The 22,332-nt window shown below is 42.2% G+C and carries 14 protein-coding genes; 8 read left to right on the top strand and 6 right to left on the bottom strand.

Translation table 11 applies throughout. The annotated features are described in order from the left end of the window. Positions 1 to 85 precede the first annotated feature (85 nt). From C900_RS28030 to C900_RS02235, 6 genes are all read left to right on the top strand, one after another. The gene (locus tag C900_RS28030) at positions 86 to 5,368 is read left to right on the top strand and encodes a PKD domain-containing protein (protein ID WP_051052756.1); all 5,283 of its coding nucleotides are present in this window, start codon (positions 86 to 88) and stop codon (positions 5,366 to 5,368) included. Positions 5,369 to 5,379: 11 nt separating this feature from the next. Continuing rightward, a complete protein-coding gene (locus tag C900_RS02255; RefSeq protein WP_009577932.1) occupies positions 5,380 to 6,753 on the top strand; it encodes a PorP/SprF family type IX secretion system membrane protein in 1,374 nt (457 codons plus the stop codon). Positions 6,754 to 7,079: 326 nt separating this feature from the next. After that, positions 7,080 to 10,895 carry a fibronectin type III domain-containing protein gene (locus C900_RS28025; protein ID WP_009577931.1) on the top strand — a complete coding sequence of 1,272 codons (3,816 nt, stop codon included), beginning with the start codon at positions 7,080 to 7,082 and terminating at the stop codon, positions 10,893 to 10,895. Between the two features lies 1 nt (position 10,896). Beyond that, on the top strand, positions 10,897 to 12,324 hold the full coding sequence (locus tag C900_RS02245; RefSeq protein ID WP_009577930.1) for a GMC oxidoreductase: 1,428 nt from the start codon (positions 10,897 to 10,899) through the stop codon (positions 12,322 to 12,324). Next, complete coding sequence (locus C900_RS02240; RefSeq protein WP_009577929.1) at positions 12,321 to 12,773, top strand: twin-arginine translocation signal domain-containing protein; 453 nt, start codon at positions 12,321 to 12,323, stop codon at positions 12,771 to 12,773. The genes C900_RS02245 and C900_RS02240 overlap by 4 nt, the downstream gene beginning before the upstream one ends. Beyond that, positions 12,770 to 13,822, top strand: coding sequence for an acyltransferase (locus C900_RS02235; protein ID WP_009577928.1), 1,053 nt, complete (start codon positions 12,770 to 12,772; stop codon positions 13,820 to 13,822). Before C900_RS02240 ends, C900_RS02235 begins: the two co-directional genes overlap by 4 nt. Before the next feature lie 170 nt (positions 13,823 to 13,992). Here C900_RS02235 and C900_RS02230 read toward each other — a convergent pair whose 3' ends face one another. From C900_RS02230 to C900_RS02210, 5 genes are read right to left on the bottom strand one after another with little or no spacing between them, the layout of a single operon-like run. Further along, positions 13,993 to 14,580, bottom strand: a complete 588-nt coding sequence (locus C900_RS02230) for an HAD-IB family hydrolase (RefSeq protein ID WP_009577927.1) — start codon at positions 14,578 to 14,580, stop codon at positions 13,993 to 13,995. After that, the gene (locus tag C900_RS02225; protein ID WP_009577926.1) at positions 14,577 to 15,308 is read right to left on the bottom strand and encodes an SDR family oxidoreductase; all 732 of its coding nucleotides are present in this window, start codon (positions 15,306 to 15,308) and stop codon (positions 14,577 to 14,579) included. The genes C900_RS02230 and C900_RS02225 overlap by 4 nt, the downstream gene beginning before the upstream one ends. Next, entirely contained in the window at positions 15,305 to 16,636 is a 1,332-nt protein-coding gene (locus C900_RS02220) for an FAD-binding oxidoreductase (protein ID WP_009577925.1), read from the bottom strand. Before C900_RS02220 ends, C900_RS02225 begins: the two co-directional genes overlap by 4 nt. A gap of 5 nt (positions 16,637 to 16,641) precedes the next feature. After that, positions 16,642 to 17,526, bottom strand: coding sequence for a decaprenyl-phosphate phosphoribosyltransferase (locus C900_RS02215; protein ID WP_009577924.1), 885 nt, complete (start codon positions 17,524 to 17,526; stop codon positions 16,642 to 16,644). Then, complete coding sequence (locus C900_RS02210) at positions 17,527 to 19,101, bottom strand: DUF2723 domain-containing protein (protein ID WP_009577923.1); 1,575 nt, start codon at positions 19,099 to 19,101, stop codon at positions 17,527 to 17,529. A 63-nt stretch (positions 19,102 to 19,164) separates the two neighbouring features. On the opposite strand from C900_RS02210, the gene C900_RS02205 reads away from it, so the two are divergent. Then, positions 19,165 to 20,775 carry a hypothetical protein gene (locus tag C900_RS02205; RefSeq protein WP_009577922.1) on the top strand — a complete coding sequence of 537 codons (1,611 nt, stop codon included), beginning with the start codon at positions 19,165 to 19,167 and terminating at the stop codon, positions 20,773 to 20,775. A 4-nt stretch (positions 20,776 to 20,779) separates the two neighbouring features. Further along, positions 20,780 to 21,694, top strand: coding sequence for a sulfotransferase family protein (locus tag C900_RS02200; RefSeq protein WP_040495376.1), 915 nt, complete (start codon positions 20,780 to 20,782; stop codon positions 21,692 to 21,694). A 27-nt stretch (positions 21,695 to 21,721) separates the two neighbouring features. On the opposite strand, the gene C900_RS02195 is transcribed toward C900_RS02200, so the two are convergent. Then, entirely contained in the window at positions 21,722 to 22,117 is a 396-nt protein-coding gene (locus C900_RS02195) for a rhodanese-like domain-containing protein (protein WP_009577920.1), read from the bottom strand. Positions 22,118 to 22,332: the final 215 nt, after the last annotated feature.

Here is a 22,332-nt window from a genome sequence, read left to right as displayed (position 1 = left end):
TTAACATCAATTGATTAATAAACTAAATGCTTTTTTGCTAACTTGTCTTTTATTGGCTGGCAGCAAATATTAATTCACAGTTGCAATGAAAATCAACCGAAACTTACTACTACTGTGTGTCCTGCTATGTATTAGTACAACCTATTCCTACGCCCAGCTTACTGCCCTCCGTACTGATGGAGGTACAGGCTATCTTGAGTATCTGCCCCCGGACTATGCAAGTAGCCCCACAAAAAAATATCCGTTAATGATTTTCCTGCATGGTGCCGGAGAAAAAGGAGACGGTTCGCCCGCTGCACTGGAAAAATTAAAGAATCACGGACCTACAAAAGAGATTAAAAACGGACATAATATGTGCTTCACTGTCAATGGAGTACAGGAGTGTTTTATTGTTGTTGCTCCTCAACTGCCAGGCGACAAACCTTCATGGGGAGTAGCTTTCATTGATGAAGTGTTTAAGCATGCTTTGAACAATTACCGTGTAGACGTGAACAAAATACACCTTACCGGTTTGAGCCTGGGCTCTAATGGTGTGTATAAATATGCCTACATGGCAGTTAACGAACCCAATAAGCTGGCTTCCATATCTCCTATTGCGGCTTGGGGAGACAAATCAAAAGGTTGTATCATTTCCGAAAGAAAAATACCGGTATGGGCGTTTCATGGCGACCAGGATAAAACGGTTGGTTACGCCAGCGGTCTGGCCATGTTCAACTCAATCAAGGATTGTACTTCTCCCGAGCCTACTGCAGAACTTATCTTTACTACTTATGAAGGTGTAGCTCATAATTCCTGGAACCGGGCCTATAACACCGGGCATACTTATCATGATCCGAATCTTTACGAATGGATGCTGTCTAAAACACTCAGCGGAAACCCAACTGCTAACGCGGGACCGGATCAGGCGATCACATTGCCTACCAATACTGTTGTGCTGTCAGGCTCCGGCAGCGATCCCGATGGCACTATCAGCTCCTATGCCTGGACACAGATATCAGGACCGGCCGCAACATTAACAAATCAGAACACAGCTACGCTTACTGCCAGCGACCTGGTTCAGGGTATTTATACCTTTAGACTAACCGTGACGGATGACAGTGGTATTTCTGCAAGTGATGATGTAGCGGTGACAGTTAACCCTGAAGTGACCAATGTGGCCCCTTCTGTTAATGCAGGGCCTGACATTACAATCACACTGCCTATCAATAGCACAAATATTACCGGAACAGCAACAGACAGCGATGGCAGCATTGTCAGCTATGCCTGGACACAACGCTCAGGACCGTCAACTGCCGCACTTACCGGGGCCGGTACTATTACACTCACGGCCGCAACCCTTATTGAAGGCACCTATAAGTTCAGGTTAACAGTACAGGATGACGATGGCGCTTCATCCTTTGACGAGGTCAATGTTATTGTAAACCCCGAAGCGGTTAACAACCCTCCCGTGGCAAATGCAGGGGCAGATCAGACGATAAACCTTCCGACAAACAGTACTACAATTGCCGGAAGTGGTAGCGATAGTGACGGCTCGATTGCAGCTTATCTTTGGGAACAACTCAGTGGCCCTTCGGCCACTTTGGCTAACACCGATAAACCCACTGTAACCGTATCAGGAATGACTGAGGGTATTTATGAATTTAGACTCACCGTAACCGATGATGATGGCGCCACCGGTTTTGACAATGTCATTGTTTCGGTGATCGCTGTCAATCAAAATCCAACCGCTAATGCGGGGTCTGACATTACTTTGACATTACCCACCAATTCAACCACCTTACCAGGCACTGGTTCTGATCCCGATGGATCTATTACCACATATCTTTGGGAACAAATAAGCGGGCCGAGCACCATCACCATCACAAATGCCAGCAACGCAGAAGCCACCGTTACCTCCCTTATTGAAGGGACTTACCAGTTTCAACTGACGGTAACTGACGATGATGGCGCCCAGGATGCCGATATTATGCGTGTTATCGTTCAGCCTGCTCCGGTGAATATAGCTCCGGTGGCAAACGCCGGGCCGGACAAAAACATAACACTCCCTGTTAATTCCGTAATATTTAACGGCAGTGGATCTGATGCTGATGGCTCAATAGCCACTTATCTTTGGACAAAAAGATCAGGCCCGTCTACATTTTCACTTTCCGGCCAGAGCACTGCAACGCTCACTGCCAGTAATCTTGTGGCAGGCACTTATGTATTCAGACTAACCGTAACAGATAATGAAGGTGCCGTGCATTTCGATGAAGTAAGCGTAGTGGTAGCTCCCGAAACTGTGAATCAGGCCCCTGTGGCCAATGCAGGAGCTGATAAAAGTATTACTCTACCCGCTAATTCTACAACCCTTAATGGCACCGGAACTGATGCAGACGGCACAATTTCAAGCTATCTATGGACACAGCTATCCGGGCCGTCTACTGCCACAATTTCGGGGAGCAACACTAATACACTTAATGTAAGCGATCTTGCAGAAGGAGTGTATGTATTTGAGCTCCTGGTAACGGATGACAAAGGAGCCACCGACACGGACAATGCACAGGTGACCGTCTCAGCCATCAATGTCCCTCCGGTAGTCTCTGCAGGAGCTGATGTCAGCCTCGTTTTGCCGGCAAATAGTACGGATATTACCGGAACTGCTTCTGACAATGATGGCACGATTGCATCTACCCAATGGGTACAGGTAGCGGGACCAGCAGCCTCTTTTACTGTCAGTGGCAACACCCTCTCGGTTACTGACCTTATCGAAGGTAATTATACCTTCCGGTTCAGCGCTACCGATGATGACGGGGCCACCTCAGAAGACGATGTTGAAATTTTTGTAACGGCAACAAACGTACTACCTACCGTATCTGCCGGCCCCGACAAGTCTATCACCTTACCGACAAATACTGTAAACCTCACCGGAACCGCCAGCGACAGTGACGGCACAATTGTGACATATGCCTGGACTAAGGTAAACGGACCTATTACTTTCACCCTAACTAATCAGAATACTCCTACCCTGACCATGAGCAATCTGGTGGAAGGCACATATACCATGCGGCTGACAGTAACTGATAATGATGGTGGCTCAAAGGCTGACCTTGCTGTGGTCACTGTAAATCCCGAAGCAACCAATCAGGCCCCAATTGCTAATGCAGGCCCCAATAAAAGCATTACTCTTCCGACCAATACAGTGACCATTACAGGTACCGGTTCGGATTCTGACGGATCAATAGCGGCATACGCCTGGACGAAAAAAACCGGCCCGGCTGCCGACCTGTCCAATACGGGTACTCCCACTCTTACCGTGACAAACATGTTAGAGGGCACCTATGTTTTTTCCTTAAAAGTAACCGACAATAAAGGCGCTTCGCATAGCGACGATGTAATCGTCACTGTCAATCCGGAAATTGTAAACCAGGCTCCGGTAGCACAGGCGGGTAGTGATATCTTGCTTATACTGCCTACAAACAGCACCAACATTATTGGTTCTGCCAGTGATCCTGATGGCACAATAGTGAGCTATGTATGGACTCAGCTAAGTGGCCCTTCTACTGCCACACTTGCAGGTAGCGGCAGTGCGACATTATCTGTAAGCGATCTGGTGGAAGGAGCCTATACATTCAATTTAACAGTTACAGATGATGATGGCGCCACTGATGAAGATAATGTTGTAGTAACGGTACAATCAGCTTCCGTCAATCAAAAGCCTGTTGCCAATGCCGGTTCGGACAGAACGATCATATTGCCAACAAACACCATTAATATCTCAGGCTCCGGTAGCGATGCAGATGGAGCTATTGTTTCATACCTATGGACAAAAGTCAGTGGGCCAGCCTCTACGCTTAGCAATACAACAAGTGCAACATTAACGGCCAGCAGCCTGGTAGAGGGCACCTATAAATTCAGACTGATGGTGACAGATGACGATGGTGATACCGCTACTGATGAAATGATACTTACAGTACTTCCGGAAACTGTCAATCAGCCGCCTTCCGTAAATTCAGGAGCAGATATTACGCTCGTACTGCCGGAGAATGCCACTGTGATCAACGGGTCGGCAAGTGATAGCGATGGAACGGTGGTTTCATACATCTGGACTAAAGTGAGCGGCCCTGATGCTACCCTATCCGGAACCAATCAGCCCAAGCTAACAGTTACCAACATGGTGGAAGGCTCATACCTGTTTAGGTTGTCGGCTACGGATGACGATGGCGCCAAAGGATCTGATGAGGTAATCGTTGCTGTGTTACCCGAGAACACCAACCTGGCTCCTATCGTAAATGCCGGAGCCGATCAAAGTATAAAATTACCCACAAACACCGCCACGCTGAACGGCTCCGCCAGTGATAATGATGGCACCATAGCTTCTGTGATATGGGATAAGGTAAGTGGCCCGACAGTTACTACAAGTGATGTTAATCAAAACTCCCTTTCTCTATCGGACCTTGTACAAGGTACATACATATTCCGTTTTACAGCTATGGATGACGATGGCGCGGAGAATTTCGATGAAGTAAAAGTGACTGTATTCCCCGAATCATTTAACCTGGATCCTACTGCAAACGCAGGTCCTGACCTACTGGTTGAACTACCGGAGAATGCTGTTCAGATCAATGGCTCAGGCAGTGACTCTGACGGCACTATAGTCAGCTACAACTGGTTTCTGGCAAACGGCCCTAATAACCCTACCCTGTCAGGCCAGAATACCGCTACACTTTCTGTGTCGAACCTAATAGAAGGCATCTATGTCTTCACATTAGAGGTGGTGGATGATGGTGGATTAACTGACAGGGATAATGTAAAAGTGACTGTTATCGCCAGTGAACAGATAGAAGCAACCCCACCGGTAGTCTATGCAGGCGAAGACCAGACAATAATACTTCCGGAGAATGCAGCACAACTTATTGGTCAAATGACAAGCGAGGGTTTTGCCGAATCTTTCGCCTGGACACAGATATCCGGTGGACTGGTACAACTGGAAGGAGCCGACAGCGACACACTGAATATATCAGGACTGGCCGCAGGGGAGTACACTTTTGAATTAATGATAACTGATAATCAAAACCTTACAGGAACGGATCAGGTAACAATTTATGTGGTATCACAGTTTCCCGACCTGGAGTTTCCCATGAAAATGTTTAGCCCGAACCGGGATGGTGAAAACGATACCTGGATCTTAGACCCTGACCTGAGCACCTATGAATCCTGCCAACTGTATATCTTTAACCGGCAAGGCTCCAAGGTGTATGAAGCATTCCCGTATATGAACAATTGGGAAGCACAGCTTAATGGTGACGACCTTCCTGAAGGAGTTTACTACTATGTGATCCAGTGTGATAATAAAAATTCGAAATCAGGAAGTATAACAGTAATTAGATAGTCGAGCGTGAAATGAAGAGAACCCTAGCCCTCCTGCTTATCACTTTTGTCTGTACACTTGCATCTGGTCAACAAATGCCGGTTTACAATCAGTTTTTCTTTAATCCTGCACTGTATAACCCATCATTCATTGGTCAATCGGGCTATACTGAGGCAAATGTAAATCACCGGCAGCAGTGGGTAGGAGTTGAAGGCGCTCCCGTTACCACAAATATCAACTTCCAGGTTCCGCTTTCGCGTAAACTTGCCCTGGGCGCTGTCCTTTATAGTGATACCAGAGGTTTGCTCTCCACGTATGAAACCAGTGCCGGCCTAAGCTATGGTGTGGAGCTATCAAGAATGAGCAGGCTATCTTTTGGGCTCACCGTTGGTGTGGGGCGTAATGATATCGACTTTGTTATTACCGATAGGGCGCTTACTAATACCCTGGACAAAAGCTATTACATGGCGGGGCAGTTTGGGATGAGCCTTAACATTGAAAAACTGACCCTGGGCTTTTCATTGCCACGTCTTGTAGAATCCAAATTTCTACAGGAGTACCATTTTGAAGAGCTGGGGATCGAAGCCACAAAAATCACATTCTCTTCCCTGGGATATAAATTTGATCTAGGACCGCGCGTTCAACTGGAACCGGTTGTTTTTTATCAGACCGATGAAAAAAGCAAAAATCAACTGGGCGGATTGGCCGTGCTCACCTATGATAACCTGATCTGGATAGGTGGAAGCTACAAACAAGATGTAGGGGCGAATGCTTTTCTCGGCCTTAATGTCAATAACTTCCTCAAAGTCGGATATTCCTATGAATTTGCCCCGGAAGTAGTCACCGGGTTTGGTAATGGAACTCATGAATTCCAACTGGGTATACGCCTTGGAAAAAAGAATAAAAGAGAATCTATTATTCCCTCACCCACCTCGAAGCCTAAAAAGCCCCAGGTAGAGGAGAATGCAATAGCAGAACCTGAGGAAGAGGACGAGGAGGAAGAAACGGTTACTGAAGTGGAAGATAAAGAAGTGGAAGAACCAGAGCAGACATTTATTGAAGAAGAGTATGAGGAGGAAGGACCTGATGAAGTTATTCCTATTACAGAACCTGCCGATGAGCCCATTATAAAGACGGAAAAAACCGATCCTGTTGCAGGCATGAAGCCGGGCTATTATGTGGTGGTTGGTGCATATAGAAGCAAGCAAAATGCAGAATCATATATCAAAAACTTACGTTCGTACGGCTATGAAGCCCTTTCCGGTTACAGTCCTCAAAGGGAATTAAACTATGTATACATTAGATTCAGCGAAGACCGAACAACAGCCATTGAGGCGCGAAATCAAATCAGAAAAATAAGCCGTTTTGAATTTAAGGATGCCTGGATATTGCAGGTGGAGCGGTAAATTTAAAATGATATGGTCATTCTCCATCATTTCTTAGTTTAAACACCGAACCAGGAAAGAGAATTTCTTTATCCTGCCTCTAAACATTTCCCATAACCGCTTGTTTTTCAACTAAAGCATGTGTTATCCCACGCTTTACGAAAGGTGTTACTAATAAAATTATAAGATGATTTTATTGAAATATAGATCAGAATAGGGTTTTTTAAGCCAACAAACGATTGATGAAAATAATCTGAAAAAAACCCAAGAAAATTACATCTGATCGGATGATTATTTACTTAAAAATAATTACTACCTTTGAAAAAAGGTGTCTAAAGACATTGAAAATGAAAACAAATATTACCCTCGTAATAGTGTTTATATTGGCAGTGCAGATGGTGTCTGCTCAAGTGCCCAAGCAGCATTACTTTATAGTACCCGGTACTATGAGTTATCGCTTAGATGCAACAACGAATCCTCCATTATCTCACCCTGATACTTTGGTACGGGGTACATACTACGGAGCCGCATCGGGTGGTGCAATGACTGGTTTTAACAGTTCACAATACAAGGACTTCTCGTTGTTCTATCACCCTAATAAGGCAGACTTTATAACAGATCCTCATCAGGTGGATGTACTCCCGAAAATCAATAATGGAGGATATAACTGGTCACGATGGCTCCTCAATTTCAGGATGGCGTATCCTTCAACAACTCATTATAGCTATGATACAGCCAGCAAGGAGCAACTATTCCCATTAATTATATTCATGCATGGGGCGGGTGAAAGAGCAGACTGCTGGGGAGGAAGCTGCTATGGAGAATCTAATCCTAGAATGTGGAACAATGACCATAACGTACAGCATGGAGGCAAGCAGCATCTGGATGCCATAAACCGATCTCCTTCCGATCCTAGACACTGGCCAGGGTTTGTTGTTTTTCCTCAAATGAAAAACGGATGGAACCATGGTAACGGACTGGGCAGCTACACAGCACGTGTGATAGCTCTTGTTCAGCAATTAATTAAAGTGTACCCAATAGATCCCAATAGAGTATATATACACGGCCTGTCAGAAGGGGCTCAGGGTGCATGGATGCTTTTTAATAGCCGCCCTGATCTCTTTGCAGCGTCCGCTCCCATGTCAGGGTATAAGGATTATGGAGTCTTTAGTACTGATGTTGTTGGTATGGACACTACAATGATCCACATTCCCATCTGGCAGATCCAGGGAGGCAAAGACACCAGGCCTAAGCCTTCTTCCACTCAAAACAAAATGAAGAAACTAAGAAACGTTGGAGGTACACCACGTTATACAGAATACGCCCATCTGGGGCATGCTACATGGAATACAGCTTACGCAGAACCTGATTTCTTCTCATGGTTTTTACAACATAGTAAGTTAACCATACATGGATATTATGGTGTAAAGGCCGTTTGTGAGGGAGATGAGGTAAATGTACGACTAGGAATATCAAAGGGCTTTGACGCTTATGAATGGAGGAAGATCGCTGATGGCGACACAGTAGCTTTTCCTCCTTCTCCTGAAAGGGATAACGAGATCATTGCAGATGAATTGGCCAGCTATCAGGTGAGATTTGCAAGAGGCGCTGAGTGGACAGAGTGGTCAGAACCATATACTATTACAAGTAAGACACGTCCTACAGCAGTTGTAAAGGCCACGGGAAGCTCTGCATTGCCGGGTCTTGATGGCGCTACGACTGTTACTCTAACCACTGATCAGCAGGGCTTATATTATGAATGGTATAAGGATGGAAATCTTTATTTACATGATTCAACACTTAATGCAATAACCGTATCGGACCCTGGGGCATATTCCCTAATTGTAAAGGATGAAGGCTTATGTAAGGGGAACGAATCTAATAAGATCTATGTCTCCAACCAGCCTTATACAGGAGCCTTACCAGCTAAACCAGAGAATGTCCACGCTTCCCCAAGCTCTGCGAGTTCAATAAACATTTACTGGGAGGACAAATCCACAGATGAGCTTGGCTTCGAAGTATATCGCAGTGCGGATGGCACTAATTATAGTTGGGTTACCACTACAGGCCCTAACATTCTGATGTATTCCGACACGCTACTGAGCAGTAATAAACTATATTATTATAAGGTCAGGGCATATAACATGAATGGACCATCAGCTCCTTCAAATGTAGCTTCTGCGCAGACTCTGGAGGATGACAAGAAACCTACATCACCCGGAAATTTTGTATTTAAACATTTTAACTATACAGAACACCGGCTTAATGTCACCGGTTCCAATTTAGCGGATGAGCACTTCACAGTACACACGGATGAAATTGTACTTTCCTGGGAACCTTCTCAGGACAATGTGGGTGTAACGGAATATGAAGTATATTTTTCTGATGGAACGTTAGCGAAAACAACAACATCTACCGAGACTATCATCACTGGTTTACAAAAGGAGGCTGTCTATAGCTTTTATGTAGTGGCTAAAGATGCTGCGGGTAATGTTTCCAATCCAAGTAATAGTATCTCTGTTACAACTGTATTTGAAGGCTTATACTTTAATTTATATGGAGGTGGAACCTGGGATGTTGTTAAAGATTTCTCCGATTGGGCAATATTTGCATCAGGTAGCGTGGAAAATTTTAAAATATCGATTAAAGATGGTATTTACGTTGATGATGATTATTTCGCCTTTGATTTCTTTGGATACATTTATATCACCAACTCAGGTGAGTATACCTTTTACACGTCTTCTGATGACGGTAGTCAACTCTGGATTGGCAACCAAATGGTAGTAAATAATGACGGTGTGCATGGCATGCAAGAAAGAAGTGGAAAAATCACGTTATCTGCCGGTGTTTACCCTATAACCGTCAAGTATTTTGAAAGGTCCGGCGGACACGGGTTACAGGTAAGCTATAAAGGACCGGGAATTGGTAAACGACAGATCCCTGACAATGTGTTGAAAAGTGGAAACAAACCTTCGGTTACGTTGCCACCGGCACCTACCAATGTATCTGCAACTGCTGACAATACCGCCTTCAGAATTGATCTGTCATGGAGCCACTCAGGCTCTGGTAATCCGAAATTTGAAATTTATCGATCTGCCAACGGCACAAATTTTAGCCTGATACATACCACTGCTACCGGCATTATATCTTATCAGGATACCGAGTTGCATCCGAGCACAACCTACTGGTATAAATTGAAAGCGGTTAATGCAAATGGCTCATCCGGTTTTTCCTCAACTGTAAGCGCTACGTCTGCTCCGGATGTTGCACCACCTTCTATACCTCAGAACGTAGTGGTGCGTTCAAAATCGGAAAGCAAAATAGCGTTGTCGTGGGATAATTCTGTTGATAATGTGGGTGTTACCGAATATGTCGTGTCCTACTCCACTACAGGTGGAGGAAGTGCAGACAGAACGGGTACAGCAACAAGAAATAGTACTGCAGCTAAAACACAGTCACAAACTGCGACAAGTAACAGCAATGGAATAACTATTGAAGACCTTGCGCCAGAAACAGAGTACACTTTCACAGTTTCGGCCCTGGATGCTTCAGGAAATCAATCGGGTGATAGTGACCCCATAACTGCTACCACCCTTTCGGATAATCCCCTACCTGTTGATTTTGTTAGTTTCAACTATGTATTGGAGGGTAATGATGTAGTACTTAAGTGGACTACCACCAACGAGGTAAACAATGACTACTTCTCTATTGAAAGAGCCGAGAATATTGAGCAGTTTACTTCAATTGGTGAAGTGGAAGGATCTGGAAATACTGATGGCAGGGTGGATTATGAATTTAGAGACTCAAATCCTTTGAACATAGCATACTATCGAATTAAACAGGTGGACCTGGATGGACAATCTACACTATCCAAAACCATTCGTGTAACATTAACTAATGTATTCGAAGAGCTAACGGTGTATCCTAACCCGGCAAGTCCTAACAATATCAATATAAAAGGTTATGTTCCGACTGAAAAGGACAGGATCAATATTAGATTCTACGATACTATGGGTAAAAGCTCTTTGGCCATCGAAACAGATCCTAATACTTTGCTGGAAGGATTAAATATTGATGCCAGGAATAACCTGCACCCTGGTATTTATATGGTGGAAATCAGTGATGGTATAAACAAATCTCAAAAACGTGTAATTATTCGATAAGATGTCAGATGGTTATGATCTGATAGTAGTAGGAACAGGTTTTGCATCTTCTTTTTTTTTAAAGCATTACTTAGAGCACAGTAGCTCAGGTAAGAAAGTGTTGGTGTTGGAAAGGGGGAAATTTCACCCTTATGTCGACAGGTTGGCTCTTAAAAAAGGTAAAAAGCAGTTGCAAATCACTAAAGCAGGAAAGACCTATACTACAGACTTTGGTAAGATATGGGTTTTTGATCCGAACTTCGGGGGAAGTTCAAATTGCTGGACAGGATGTACTCCCCGCTTTTTACCCAATGATTTTAAGCTAAAGACATTATATGGTGTTGGCCAGGATTGGCCAATATCATATGATGATCTTGATCCATATTACGATCAGGTGGAAAAGATAATGTCTATTTCAGGTCCTGATCATACACCATTCCCAAGAAGATCCTCATACCCTCTTCCTGCTCATCAGTTGAGCACCGTGGACAGATTGCTACAGGAAAAGTATGGTGACTTATATATCAGTCAACCAACAGCCAGGGCCAGCAGGGCAGTTGGAGAAAGGGGCGCCTGTTGTTCTAGTTCCGTATGTGATCTTTGCCCCGTAAACGCCAAATTCACTATTGAGAATGGGTTAGGTTATCTCTATTCAGACCCAAGGGTAACTATAAAGTACAATGCCCAGGTTATTGGCATGGACAGCGTGCAGGGAATAGTAAAATCTGTCACCTATGTTGAAGAAGGTACTACACGCACAGCAAAAGGGGAAACTATTGTGTTAGGCGCAAATGCTATCTTTAATGCCCATATTCTACTGAACTCCGGTGACTCAAACCCCCATACAGGTACGGGCATTTGTGAGCAGGTGGGTGTGTTTGTAAGAATGTATTACAAAGATCTCGACAATCTTGGAGGCAGTTCGATTATTTCTGCCAATGGATATATGATGTATGATGGAGATCACAGGAAAGATCATGCGGCCTGCCTGATCGAAAGCTTCAACACTCCATTTATAAGAAATGAGGCAGGGAAGTGGCGCAAGCTTTCGATTTTCAAGTTTATCTATGAAGATCTACCACAAAAAGACAATAAAGTTGCGCTGTCTGATAACGAGCTATCACCTGATATTATCTTTAACGGACCGTCAGAATATGTTAATAAAGGCATAGCACGATTAAAACAAGATGTAAACAACTACTTCGGTTTCCTACCTATCGAAAAGTTGGAAATAGATAATTATAGTCAAAAAACGGAATTTCATATTTGCTCTACTACAAAAATGGGCCAGAGCCGGGAAAATAGTGTAATAGATGAGAATATGATACACCATGAATACAGAAACGTTGTTGTAGTGGGCAGTAGTGCTTATCCTTCTATCACTCCTGCAAATCCGACACTGACATTATCGGCACTTTCTCTTCGGGCGGCTGAAAAGTATTTATCATGAAGAAGATCTCCAGACGTAAGTTCATAAAACTGATCCTATTGGCGGTGGCTGCCGTTCTTGCCGGTACTTTGGTTATTTTCGATTTCAACAAGATAGTTGTTCAGATGCTCAAAAAAGATCTGGCGCATCTAAAGATAAATCCTGACAGCTTTGAGAAATTTGTTAAAGAAGCAGATGATAAGCGCCATTGGGCAGGTAAATTTTTCGACTGGAAAAAGAAACAGTTTGTAAGATTCGGGTTTATAGTTGACAGCCTACTTCCCTCCTTTCCATATAAATATAAATATGTGCAGTATAGGAGCGATATAGTAGGAGATTTTCTTCTATCCACAGACTTCTTTATGAACAGGATGGATAGTAATAAAACAATAAATTATATCGGCTTGTATAACCCTTACGCGAGACCATGCTCCAATCCTTTTTCTAATTTATATTACCCGGAGACATGATCAAAAAAGAAGGCTACCTCAATTACATACATTTATTCAGAGGGTTTGCCATTTTAATCATAGTAGGCATCCATTGCAGGATATCTTTCAGGTGGCCTGAGCATTCGATCGGGAAGGACCTGTTAATTACTTTTTTGGATAATGGGACAGTGCTATTTGTCTTTATTGCCGGATTTCTGTTTCAATACCTCAAGCATAAATTCCATTATGTGCCCTACCTCAAAAGAAAGGCGAAGTATGTAATCCTCCCCTATATCCTCGCATCGCTTCCTGCAATATTATACAAGCTTTACCTGGATACTGTGCCTGCATGGATGCCTGACAATATAGTTGAACAATCTAAGATGGTTCAGGCTGTATATATGCTCGCCACTGGCAAACATCTGGGGCCGTTTTGGTTCATTCCAATGATAGTGGTCTTCTATCTTATTTCACCTCTTCTCAACTGGCTGGATAAGCCTGTATTCTACAAAACCGTGTTCCCGGTAATATTTGTTGCAGGGTTGTTTACCTTTAGATTCGGGTACTTTTCCAATACTTTTGATTCCTTTATCCACTATTTTCCAGTGTACATGTTTGGGATGTGGGGTGCCCGCTATAGGCACAGAATAATCAATCTTCGCTCTTCTGTAAGCCTTGTACTGGTGGCCATTTATATTGTCATAGCTTTTATGGAGGCATCAAACTTTGTTTATGCACCAAAACTAAGCTCATTCCAGGATGCTGCCACAGATGCATATTTTATGTTTAATTTTGCCAAACTCAAAGTATCAATTCTTTGTGTCATTCTTCTGCGTGAATTTCATGTGCTGAATAAAGAAGTGGCTGTATTGAAATTGTTGGGCGACTATAGCTTTGGCATCTATTTTATCCATTTATATGTAATAACAGCTATCGAGCTAAGTGTTAAAAATCTGGTGCCTGACTTCAGGCTGAATATGATCACTTTCTTTATTTATACTGCATTGGTTACAGCCATAACGATGGGGATCGTATATGTGATAAAAAAAGTCACCGGACGTAAAAGCCGTTACTTTATAGGTAGTTAGTGTCTCTAAGAAAATGCCAGGCCAGTGTCCACGTTACGCTCGTTCCAGAAATGCTCTTCCCGACAACTGCAACAACTGTACGGGACTACCGCTTTTTGGGACTTCGTCCCTGCTCTTTGGCAGGAACGTTTTTTTTAAAGCCACTTAGAGTTTTTTACAAACACTAGTACTTAGAAACTCCTGTAAAACGGATGGGTGGCCAAATCAAGCAATTCCTTATCTCCTGAACTGTCTCCGTAGGCGTAAATTTCTGTGAAATCATCTATTACAAGTTTAGCGCATACTCTTGTCACTTTTTCATTGCCATAGCAATTCTTCCCTGAAATTCGCCCGGTAAGCAGTCCATTTTTCACTTCAAGTTCTGTGGCTATCAAACCAATATTCAACTTTTCGACCCAGGGTTTAATCCAGTTGACAGCCGATGCACTCACAACAGCAACCTCATGGCCGTTCTTCAGGTGCCATTGAAGTTTATCCATAGCCTTTTTCCTAAGCATAGCAGGTATGCGATTTAAGGCAAAACTATGCGCCTTTTGATTGAAGGTTTCCAGGGATTCTCCTTTAAAAAAATACTGCAGGGTATATTCCTTGGCCTTCCAATTAGGTATAATTTTAAGCTTATAGAGTATCAGGAGTGGGGATAAGATCAGAAACCCCAGGTAAAAACGAAATGTACCCCTATAAAACTTAATAAATTCCAATAAAGTATCTCTGGTGGTAAGGGTACCGTCAAAGTCAAATAACGCCAGTTTTTTCAAAGCTTCAGCCTTTTAAATACAAACTCGGGAATCAGTACTATAACCGTCATTATGAGTCTCCACACGCCTAATACATACAGTACGTTTTTTTTCTTTCGGGCAGCGCTATAGATAGCAGAAGCAACTTTCTGAGGTTCTGCAGTTAGTGGTGCGGGTAGTGGCATTCCTTCTGTCATTTTAGTGTTGACAAAACCCGGTTTTACAGTAAGTACATGTACCTGACTCTTGAATAACCTGTTTCGAAGGCCTGAAAGATAAGCTGTAAAACCAGCCTTGGCGCTCCCGTAGAAATAGTTGCTTTGGCGGCCTCTATCGCCTGCTACCGAACTGATCCCTATTATGGTGCCTGAGCCTGCTTTTTGGTAGCTATTGGCGACTATATTGAGTATTGAAACAGCAGCTTTATAGTTTACATCCATAATCCTCTCACATTCCTGCCATTCGGTCTCAGCACGCTCCTGTTCTCCCAGATAGCCGAAAATGCAGATAGTAACATCAGGTGTACCCGGTAGTTCTTCATAAAAACTACTATGAGAGCCGTAATCTAATGCTTCAAAAAAATAACAACGTACCGCTACATTATATCTTATGTTAAGATCTGCGGAAATATCTTCCAGATGGGTCAAGTTACGGCCTGCCAGTAATAGTCCGTAGCCTTCTTTGGCATATTTTTCTGCTAATGCCTGTCCAATATCGGAAGTCGCTCCTAATAAAAGTACTGTTTTCATTCTATAATTGATAATCTTTCAGATTGTGCTGACCTAAAATTAAAATGGGGATTATATTTGTTAATGATCTGTTTAAATTCTGACAATCTGGGATAAGAGTTCTGAAAAAAAATTTTGTTCATGCGGGCATCTTTGGTCAAATATAATCGTCCCCCACTCTTCTCTACAATCTCGTCCAGTTCATCCAAAAAGTTGAGAATATTAGAACGAACAGGAAAATCAAGGGCTAGTGTGTAGCCCTCCTGAGGGAAGGAGATAAGATCATCCTGTGGGCCAAACACTTTTAACACAGACAGAAATGATCCCATTTTCTTTTCCGAGATCTTCTTCATGATGTCTTTCAGATTCGCAATCTGATCCAGGGGTAGTACGAATTGATATTGTAAAAAGCCCTTTTTGCCATACATCCGGTTCCAGTTTCTGATATTATCCAGCGGGTAAAAGAATCCATCATAGTGAACAATGCTGTCCTGTACCGGCTTTAGGTTCTTATGGTAGTATAGAATGTTAAAAAGCTTTATACTCATTTTATTGAGCACAAAAGAGGGAAAGTTGAATGGAATGTTAAATTTAGAGTCTGAGTGAACCTTTAACGGCTCTTCCATCATGGACATAGGCAACTCTTTCCTTTCCGCATGCTCGCCAAGCATTAAAATACCACGCCCAAAGCTGTTGCCGGTAGCTAAACAATCCACCCAGGCGACAGAATAGGTGTAGTCTTTATTTGTCTCAAATAACCTTAATAACTCATCGAGATTGGCAGCCTTTACCTGCTTTTGCCTGATATAGGCCGAAGATATCCTTTTCAGCTTAAATTTAACCGACACAATAATACCAGTCAATCCCATACCTCCGCAGGTGGCCATGAAAAGGTCAGTATGTTGCTCCCTGGAGCATTCGTATATTTTACCATCACCGCACAATACTTTAATGCTCAATGTGTGGCTGGAGAAAGACCCCTCTTTATGATGATTTTTCCCGTGGATATCAGAGGCCACAGCGCCCCCCAGAGAAACAAATTTTGTACCCGGAGTAACTGGCAAAAACCACCCTTTGGGCACCGCTACCCGGAGAATGTCGTCTAACGACACCCCAGCCTGGCATTCCATAACACCTTGCTCTACGTCAAAAAAAGTAATCCTGTTATACTTATTTGTTGATATCACGTGCTCCGCAAGAGACGAATCTCCATAACACCTGCCTTTGCCTCTTGCTATTAATGCATCTTCCGCACTACACAAGGACACCAGTCGCTCGATCGTATCGAACGAATGGACCTGACATGCCTTTTCAGGATAATTGCCCCAATTTTTCAGTCTCTTTTTCAAATAATTTAAGCCTTTAAAATATATATGATCAGGAAAAAGCTCAGCGCCCACCCAATAAGAGTAAAGTGAATAAACCTGTCCGAATATAAGATCTTTGTGGGGTAGCCGCTATTATTTTCTACTATAGTTATTTGAATATACCGCATCACCCCCGCCACTACAAAAATACTGGTTAGATATAAATGTTCTGTATCAAACTGCCTTTGAATATCGTCAGACAAGGTGTACATAATATATGCTGTGACAACAATTGCCGAAAGCATGGTCAGGATCGAGTGTACAAAGTCCAGGTTATATTTTTGACTGGCTACCCTCAAAACTTTACCGGAGTTTTTTGATTCAATAAGGTCATCCCTCCGCTTGGCCAATACGATGAATAAAGACAAAAGAAATATCATGATCACCAACCAATGCGACACCCAGACATCCGCTATAATACCGCCAGCCATCACACGAAGGACAAACCCGACAGACACCAGCATCAGGTCAAGTATGGATATCTGCTTGAGACCTGCGCTGTAGCCGAGGTTTATTAACAGATAAGTTAATATAATATAAAAGAAATGGATATCGATGATGAAGCTCAGAGAAAGGCTGGCCAGCAGAAAAATCGTAAAAAGAGTATAGGCTAAGGGTATGCTAACAGCGCCTGAAGCTATTGGTCTCTTGGACTTCTCCGGGTGAACCCTATCCAATTCAACATCTTTAATATCATTTAATATATATACTGCGCTGGCTGTAATGCTATAGATACAAAAGCCTATAAATACCGCAAGTAACTTATCGGTATCAAATATTTCACCGGCAAAAAATATCGGTATGAACAAAAAGCTATTCTTAACCCATTGCTTTACGCGGATGAGTTTGATTATCGCGCCAACCTGTTTCATTTATTTCATTATCAATTTATATGTAGCAAATCTATCACCTTCCCCGGATATCAATTCAGTCCTATATCCCTTTTCTTCATAGAGTTTAAAAAGTGATACCACATTGACTTGCGACCTGTACATAATAGCAGGTGGAGGGTGAAAAATGTTTTCTGACAGGTATATTTCACCTGAAACTTTTTCCGGAGTTTTTAAAACTGTCAAAGCCCTGCCCTGCCCCTCTTCCATATTGAGAATTTCTGCATCAGTATAATACCTCAGATATCGAATGAAAGACATCGGGCCGTATGAAATAATATAATCATCACCCGTGGCATTATTTATAAGCCACTCGGATTTTTTATAATAGTAGTCATAGTCCAGTTGGCGGAGTAGGTTCATCCCTCCTACAGTATTGTTAATAAAAACCAACACCAGGAATGTGGGAGCTATCCACTGCAGACTCTTAGACAAAGGCTCTATCAGGATCGCTCCAAAAAACACAAGTATTGGAATTTGGAGCATAAGCCATGGTTCGTTTGATGTAGGGTCCATTAGCAATAGAAATCCTCCGTATACCAAAACCCAAAGCGCCATTATCGCCAGTATCCGGAACCTCCCCATCTTAAAGACATCTCTTCTTCTGATTGCATTTACTACCAAGATAATAAACAGCAGCGCCAGAAGGCACAACACCCCTAAAAGCAAATATTTTTCTCTGCCTATCTGCTGGGCAAGAAATAGTTCTTCCTGAATAACCTTATGGGGAAATTTGTCAATGATGAAGGTGGTGGCCTCTTCGAAACCAAATATCCACATGAGGGAAAGTATGTTGGAGGTGATCACTAAAACAGACACGGCCGGATTGCCAACGGGATGATTTGTGCCCCCGAAAAGATATGTAAGAAATGTGCCTTCTTCAGGCAACTGCAGGTACACTATAAAAAAGCTGCCAACAATAAAGACAGCGCTCAAAGCATAATATACAATAAAAGCTTTATATCTTTTGTAATAAAGGAAAATAGCTGGAAATACGGCATACAGCGGGATAAAATTCGGCTTGTAAAGTAGTGTGGTAAATGCACCAAGAATACATAGCAGCAACACATGATGCCATGATGCACTCTCTTTTAGTTTTAAACATAGCTTAAGAATAAGCACAATCAAAAACATCGATAAAACATATACTTCTGCCTCAACAGAATACCTCCAGAATTGATAGGATATAGCAAGCAAAGCGACAATAAAAAATGCTGTCTTCGTTTTAAAATGCATGTATTGACGAAGTATATCATACAAAAGCACTAAGGTCAACCCGGCAAAGATCATGCTCACCGCACACATAAAATGATAGGCGTCTATTCTCAACCCTGTCAGGCTCACCAATTCATAAAGGGCTTTAAAGAGAGGGAGGAACAGGAAAAACCGTGGATTAAACAATTTGAGGTAAGGCTCATCCCTAATTCCTGCTGCATACCAAAAACCATCGTCTACTTCCGTACGGTTAGCAGGATAAAAAGCAATGAGCATGATTTGCACTAAAAAGAATGCTGTCAAATAAACATATAATTTATTTGTCGGCTTTACTAGTTTCAAGAGTCTGAGTTTTATTATTTTGCTGTAAGTTATCAACTAATTGTGATTATAAAAAATGTTAAAATGTTTAAATATTTCTTAAAAGACAAGGAATTAAGCATTGCAGAAATTTTAATAGCCGTAATATTTTGCAGTATTCCTCTTTTTGCCACTTTTCCATATAAAATTAACTTATATCTCGCCTGGGATGGCGCCTATAGGATGTACCTTGGCCAGTTGCCTTTTCGGGACTTCGGTATGCCTCTGGGCTACGGTTTCTGGATTATCCCAGGCCTTTTTTTTAAAATATTCGGCCCTTTCATGTCCTCTCTTATAAAGGCGCAGGTTTTTATCAATGCATTGTCTATAGTTGCTTTTAGCTCCATTCTCAGAACTTTCAAGGTTGCTCCCCCTATCAGGGTTCTGGGGGTAATATTTTTCTGTCTGTCTTATGTATTTATAAATTTTTGGCCCTGGTACAACCATACTGTTTTTGTTTATGAATTAATTGGACTCGCCTTTCTCATAAGCGGTATATTGAAGCGTGACAAATACGCTTTATATAAATTAATTGCTGCCGGTTTTTTCATCTTTCTATCGGTATTCACTAAGCAAGATATTGGTGGTCTGGGACTTATCATCGCCCTTACCTTGTTGATTATTAACAATGTAATAGACAGGGAGTTTAGAAGTACATTAATATTTCTTGCTTCTTTTATTTTTTTTGCAATTATAATCATCTCTCCGCTATTATCTTATGAATTTACATATTGGTTTAATTATGGCCAGGCGCCCCACTCTTCAAGGATAGCAATTTTTGACTACATGGACGATGCTTTTAAAGAATCTTCTCTGATCTTAAGGCTCTATATCACAGGGATTATTATTAGTTTGTTAATAAAAATATCGCAGGGGGGAATAAAGGCATTAATTGAGGATAGAGTACAATTAAATTTTTCATTATTCATTCTTGCGCTCTTAATACAGCCTCTACTGGCACAAGTAACTACGTATATCCCAGCCAATGCACATTATTACTACCACAGTTTTGTTTTTGTATTCATACTTTCTCAGATTCGACACCTTGAGGTGAGAAAAAGCTGGGTATTTGGCTCGCTTTTGCTATTGATCTTCTTTCTCTGGTCGCATGACTACTGGCGTTACGGCAAGAGAATAATGGAACGCACTTTAGGCATAAAGCAGGAGGTAGATTACAACTATGTTACCAAAAGGACCTGGATCATAAAAGACAAAGAGGAGAAAACCGATCGGTCAGACTGGAAGCGCACACCTTTTAAGTCATTGGATAATGTATATTTACCTGAAGCCACTATTAAAGGTATTAAGCGATTGAAGGAACAATGGGCAGGAAAAGCAGACCTGAAAGTACTCAATATGTCAGAACTTACACAATTGGCTTACGAACTGGGCTACACGCCTCTTTCGGGTGAAGATCAACCGCTGTGGTTTCATCGCAATGTGGCATTTTTTGACAGAGAAAGCCAAAATACTTGTTTACAGATAGCCGATGAGCAGTTTGATCTTATATTTTTTGAAACAATTCCGAAGCTGAACAGGTTTTATCCCCCAGAGGTAAGGGATTGTATACAAGATCATTATGAACTTGATGATACCTTTCCGGCCCCACGCATACCTGAAGATTCTTATATAGAAGTTTATGTTAGAAAAAAATAATAAAATGACTGATACCCCTGTACTACCCAACTTTCTGATCATTGGCGCTACAAAATGTGGTACCACCTCACTAAGTGAATACCTGAAGCAACACCCGGATATCTTCATCAGCGAAGCCAAGGAGCCCAGGTTTCTTACAAGTCAGGTAGTCAAATTTCCGTTGAGAGGTATAAAATCACATGAAGTGGAAGCATGGTATATTAAAAACTATGACGACTATGTTGATCTGTTTAAAAATGCTACGCAGAAGGCTATAGGTGAAGCCAGTGCAGATACGATCTATTATTATAATGATGTCATTCCGGTTATTAAAAAATACCTGGGGTCTCCAAAAATAGTTATAGTGCTCAGAGACCCGGTAAAAAGAACTTTTTCGGCTTACCAGCACCTGGTCAGAGATGAAAGGGAACCATTACCTTTTGAAAAGGCTCTAAATGAAGAGAAAAACCGGATAGCAGATGGGTGGGACCCACTGTATCACTATACGGAATGCAGCCTTTTCCACGATAGTGTCAAGGCTTATCTTGATAATTTTGATGACGTCCTGGTTCTTCTGAATGAAGACCTCTATAAGAATCCTGACAAGGTGTTTAAGCAAATATTTGACTTTCTTGAAGTAGACAGTACCGTACAGATCGATACGGAAGTACAATACAACATGTCCGGGGTTCCAAAAGTGAAGATACTGAACAGATTGTTATCCAGAGAAAATAGTTTAAAGACCTTCTTCAGACCGCTTATCCGTGCTGTGCTGCCTGAGAATGCCAGAAGAAAAATAGTTTATAATCTTTCAAAACGAAACCTGCAGAAACAGTCCATTGATGATCAATCAAAACAACGGCTTGTTCAATATTTTAAAGAAGATGTAGACAAACTTTCTACCCTACTAAATAAGGACCTTTCTCACTGGTTGAAGTAGTCGTAAGCCGGAAGAAGTGGATAAATGCTATTCGACAACAGGGCGTGTGTGCCATGCCCTGAGACCTCCGTCCAGGTCATAGACCTCTTTAAAGCCCAGCGCTTTAAGTTTAACTGCGGCTTGAGCGCTGCGCAGCCCGGCGGCACAATATACGGCAATCGCCTTTTCTTTATCGAATTCATTCAGCCGGTCTGCAAAGTCTTTATCCCAATAGTTGATATTGACCGCCCCTGGTATACTTCCCAGCTCAAATTCATGAACTGTGCGTACATCTATAAGCTGTACCTCCTTTTCCTTCAGCAACGCTCTGAACTCATTAATCTCAACAAGCCTGACCTCATCGTCTGTTTGTACCTGCTGAGCCGTTTGAGGCTTACATGCGAGTAATATGATTCCTACCAGAAATAACCCCAACTTATTCATAACTAACCATTTACAGAATTAATCATTCTTACAATATAAGAAAAAAACGCCACATCTTGGCATGTGTCTGATTAAAAAACATCAATTGGTTAAGTACAATATCTGGTATGATTGACGTACGCAGGTAATCGGAGCAGCAACTGGCATCATAAAAAAAGAGGCCGTCTCAAAAGTTATCTTAAAACGGCCTCTCCTTTAATTGTTTTTGAAGGAAC

The organism is Fulvivirga imtechensis AK7 (assembly GCF_000331535.1).
Lineage (GTDB): Bacteria > Bacteroidota > Bacteroidia > Cytophagales > Cyclobacteriaceae > Fulvivirga > Fulvivirga imtechensis.
Note: the sequence above shows the minus strand (reverse complement) of the source record. Positions and strands in the feature narration are given on the sequence as shown.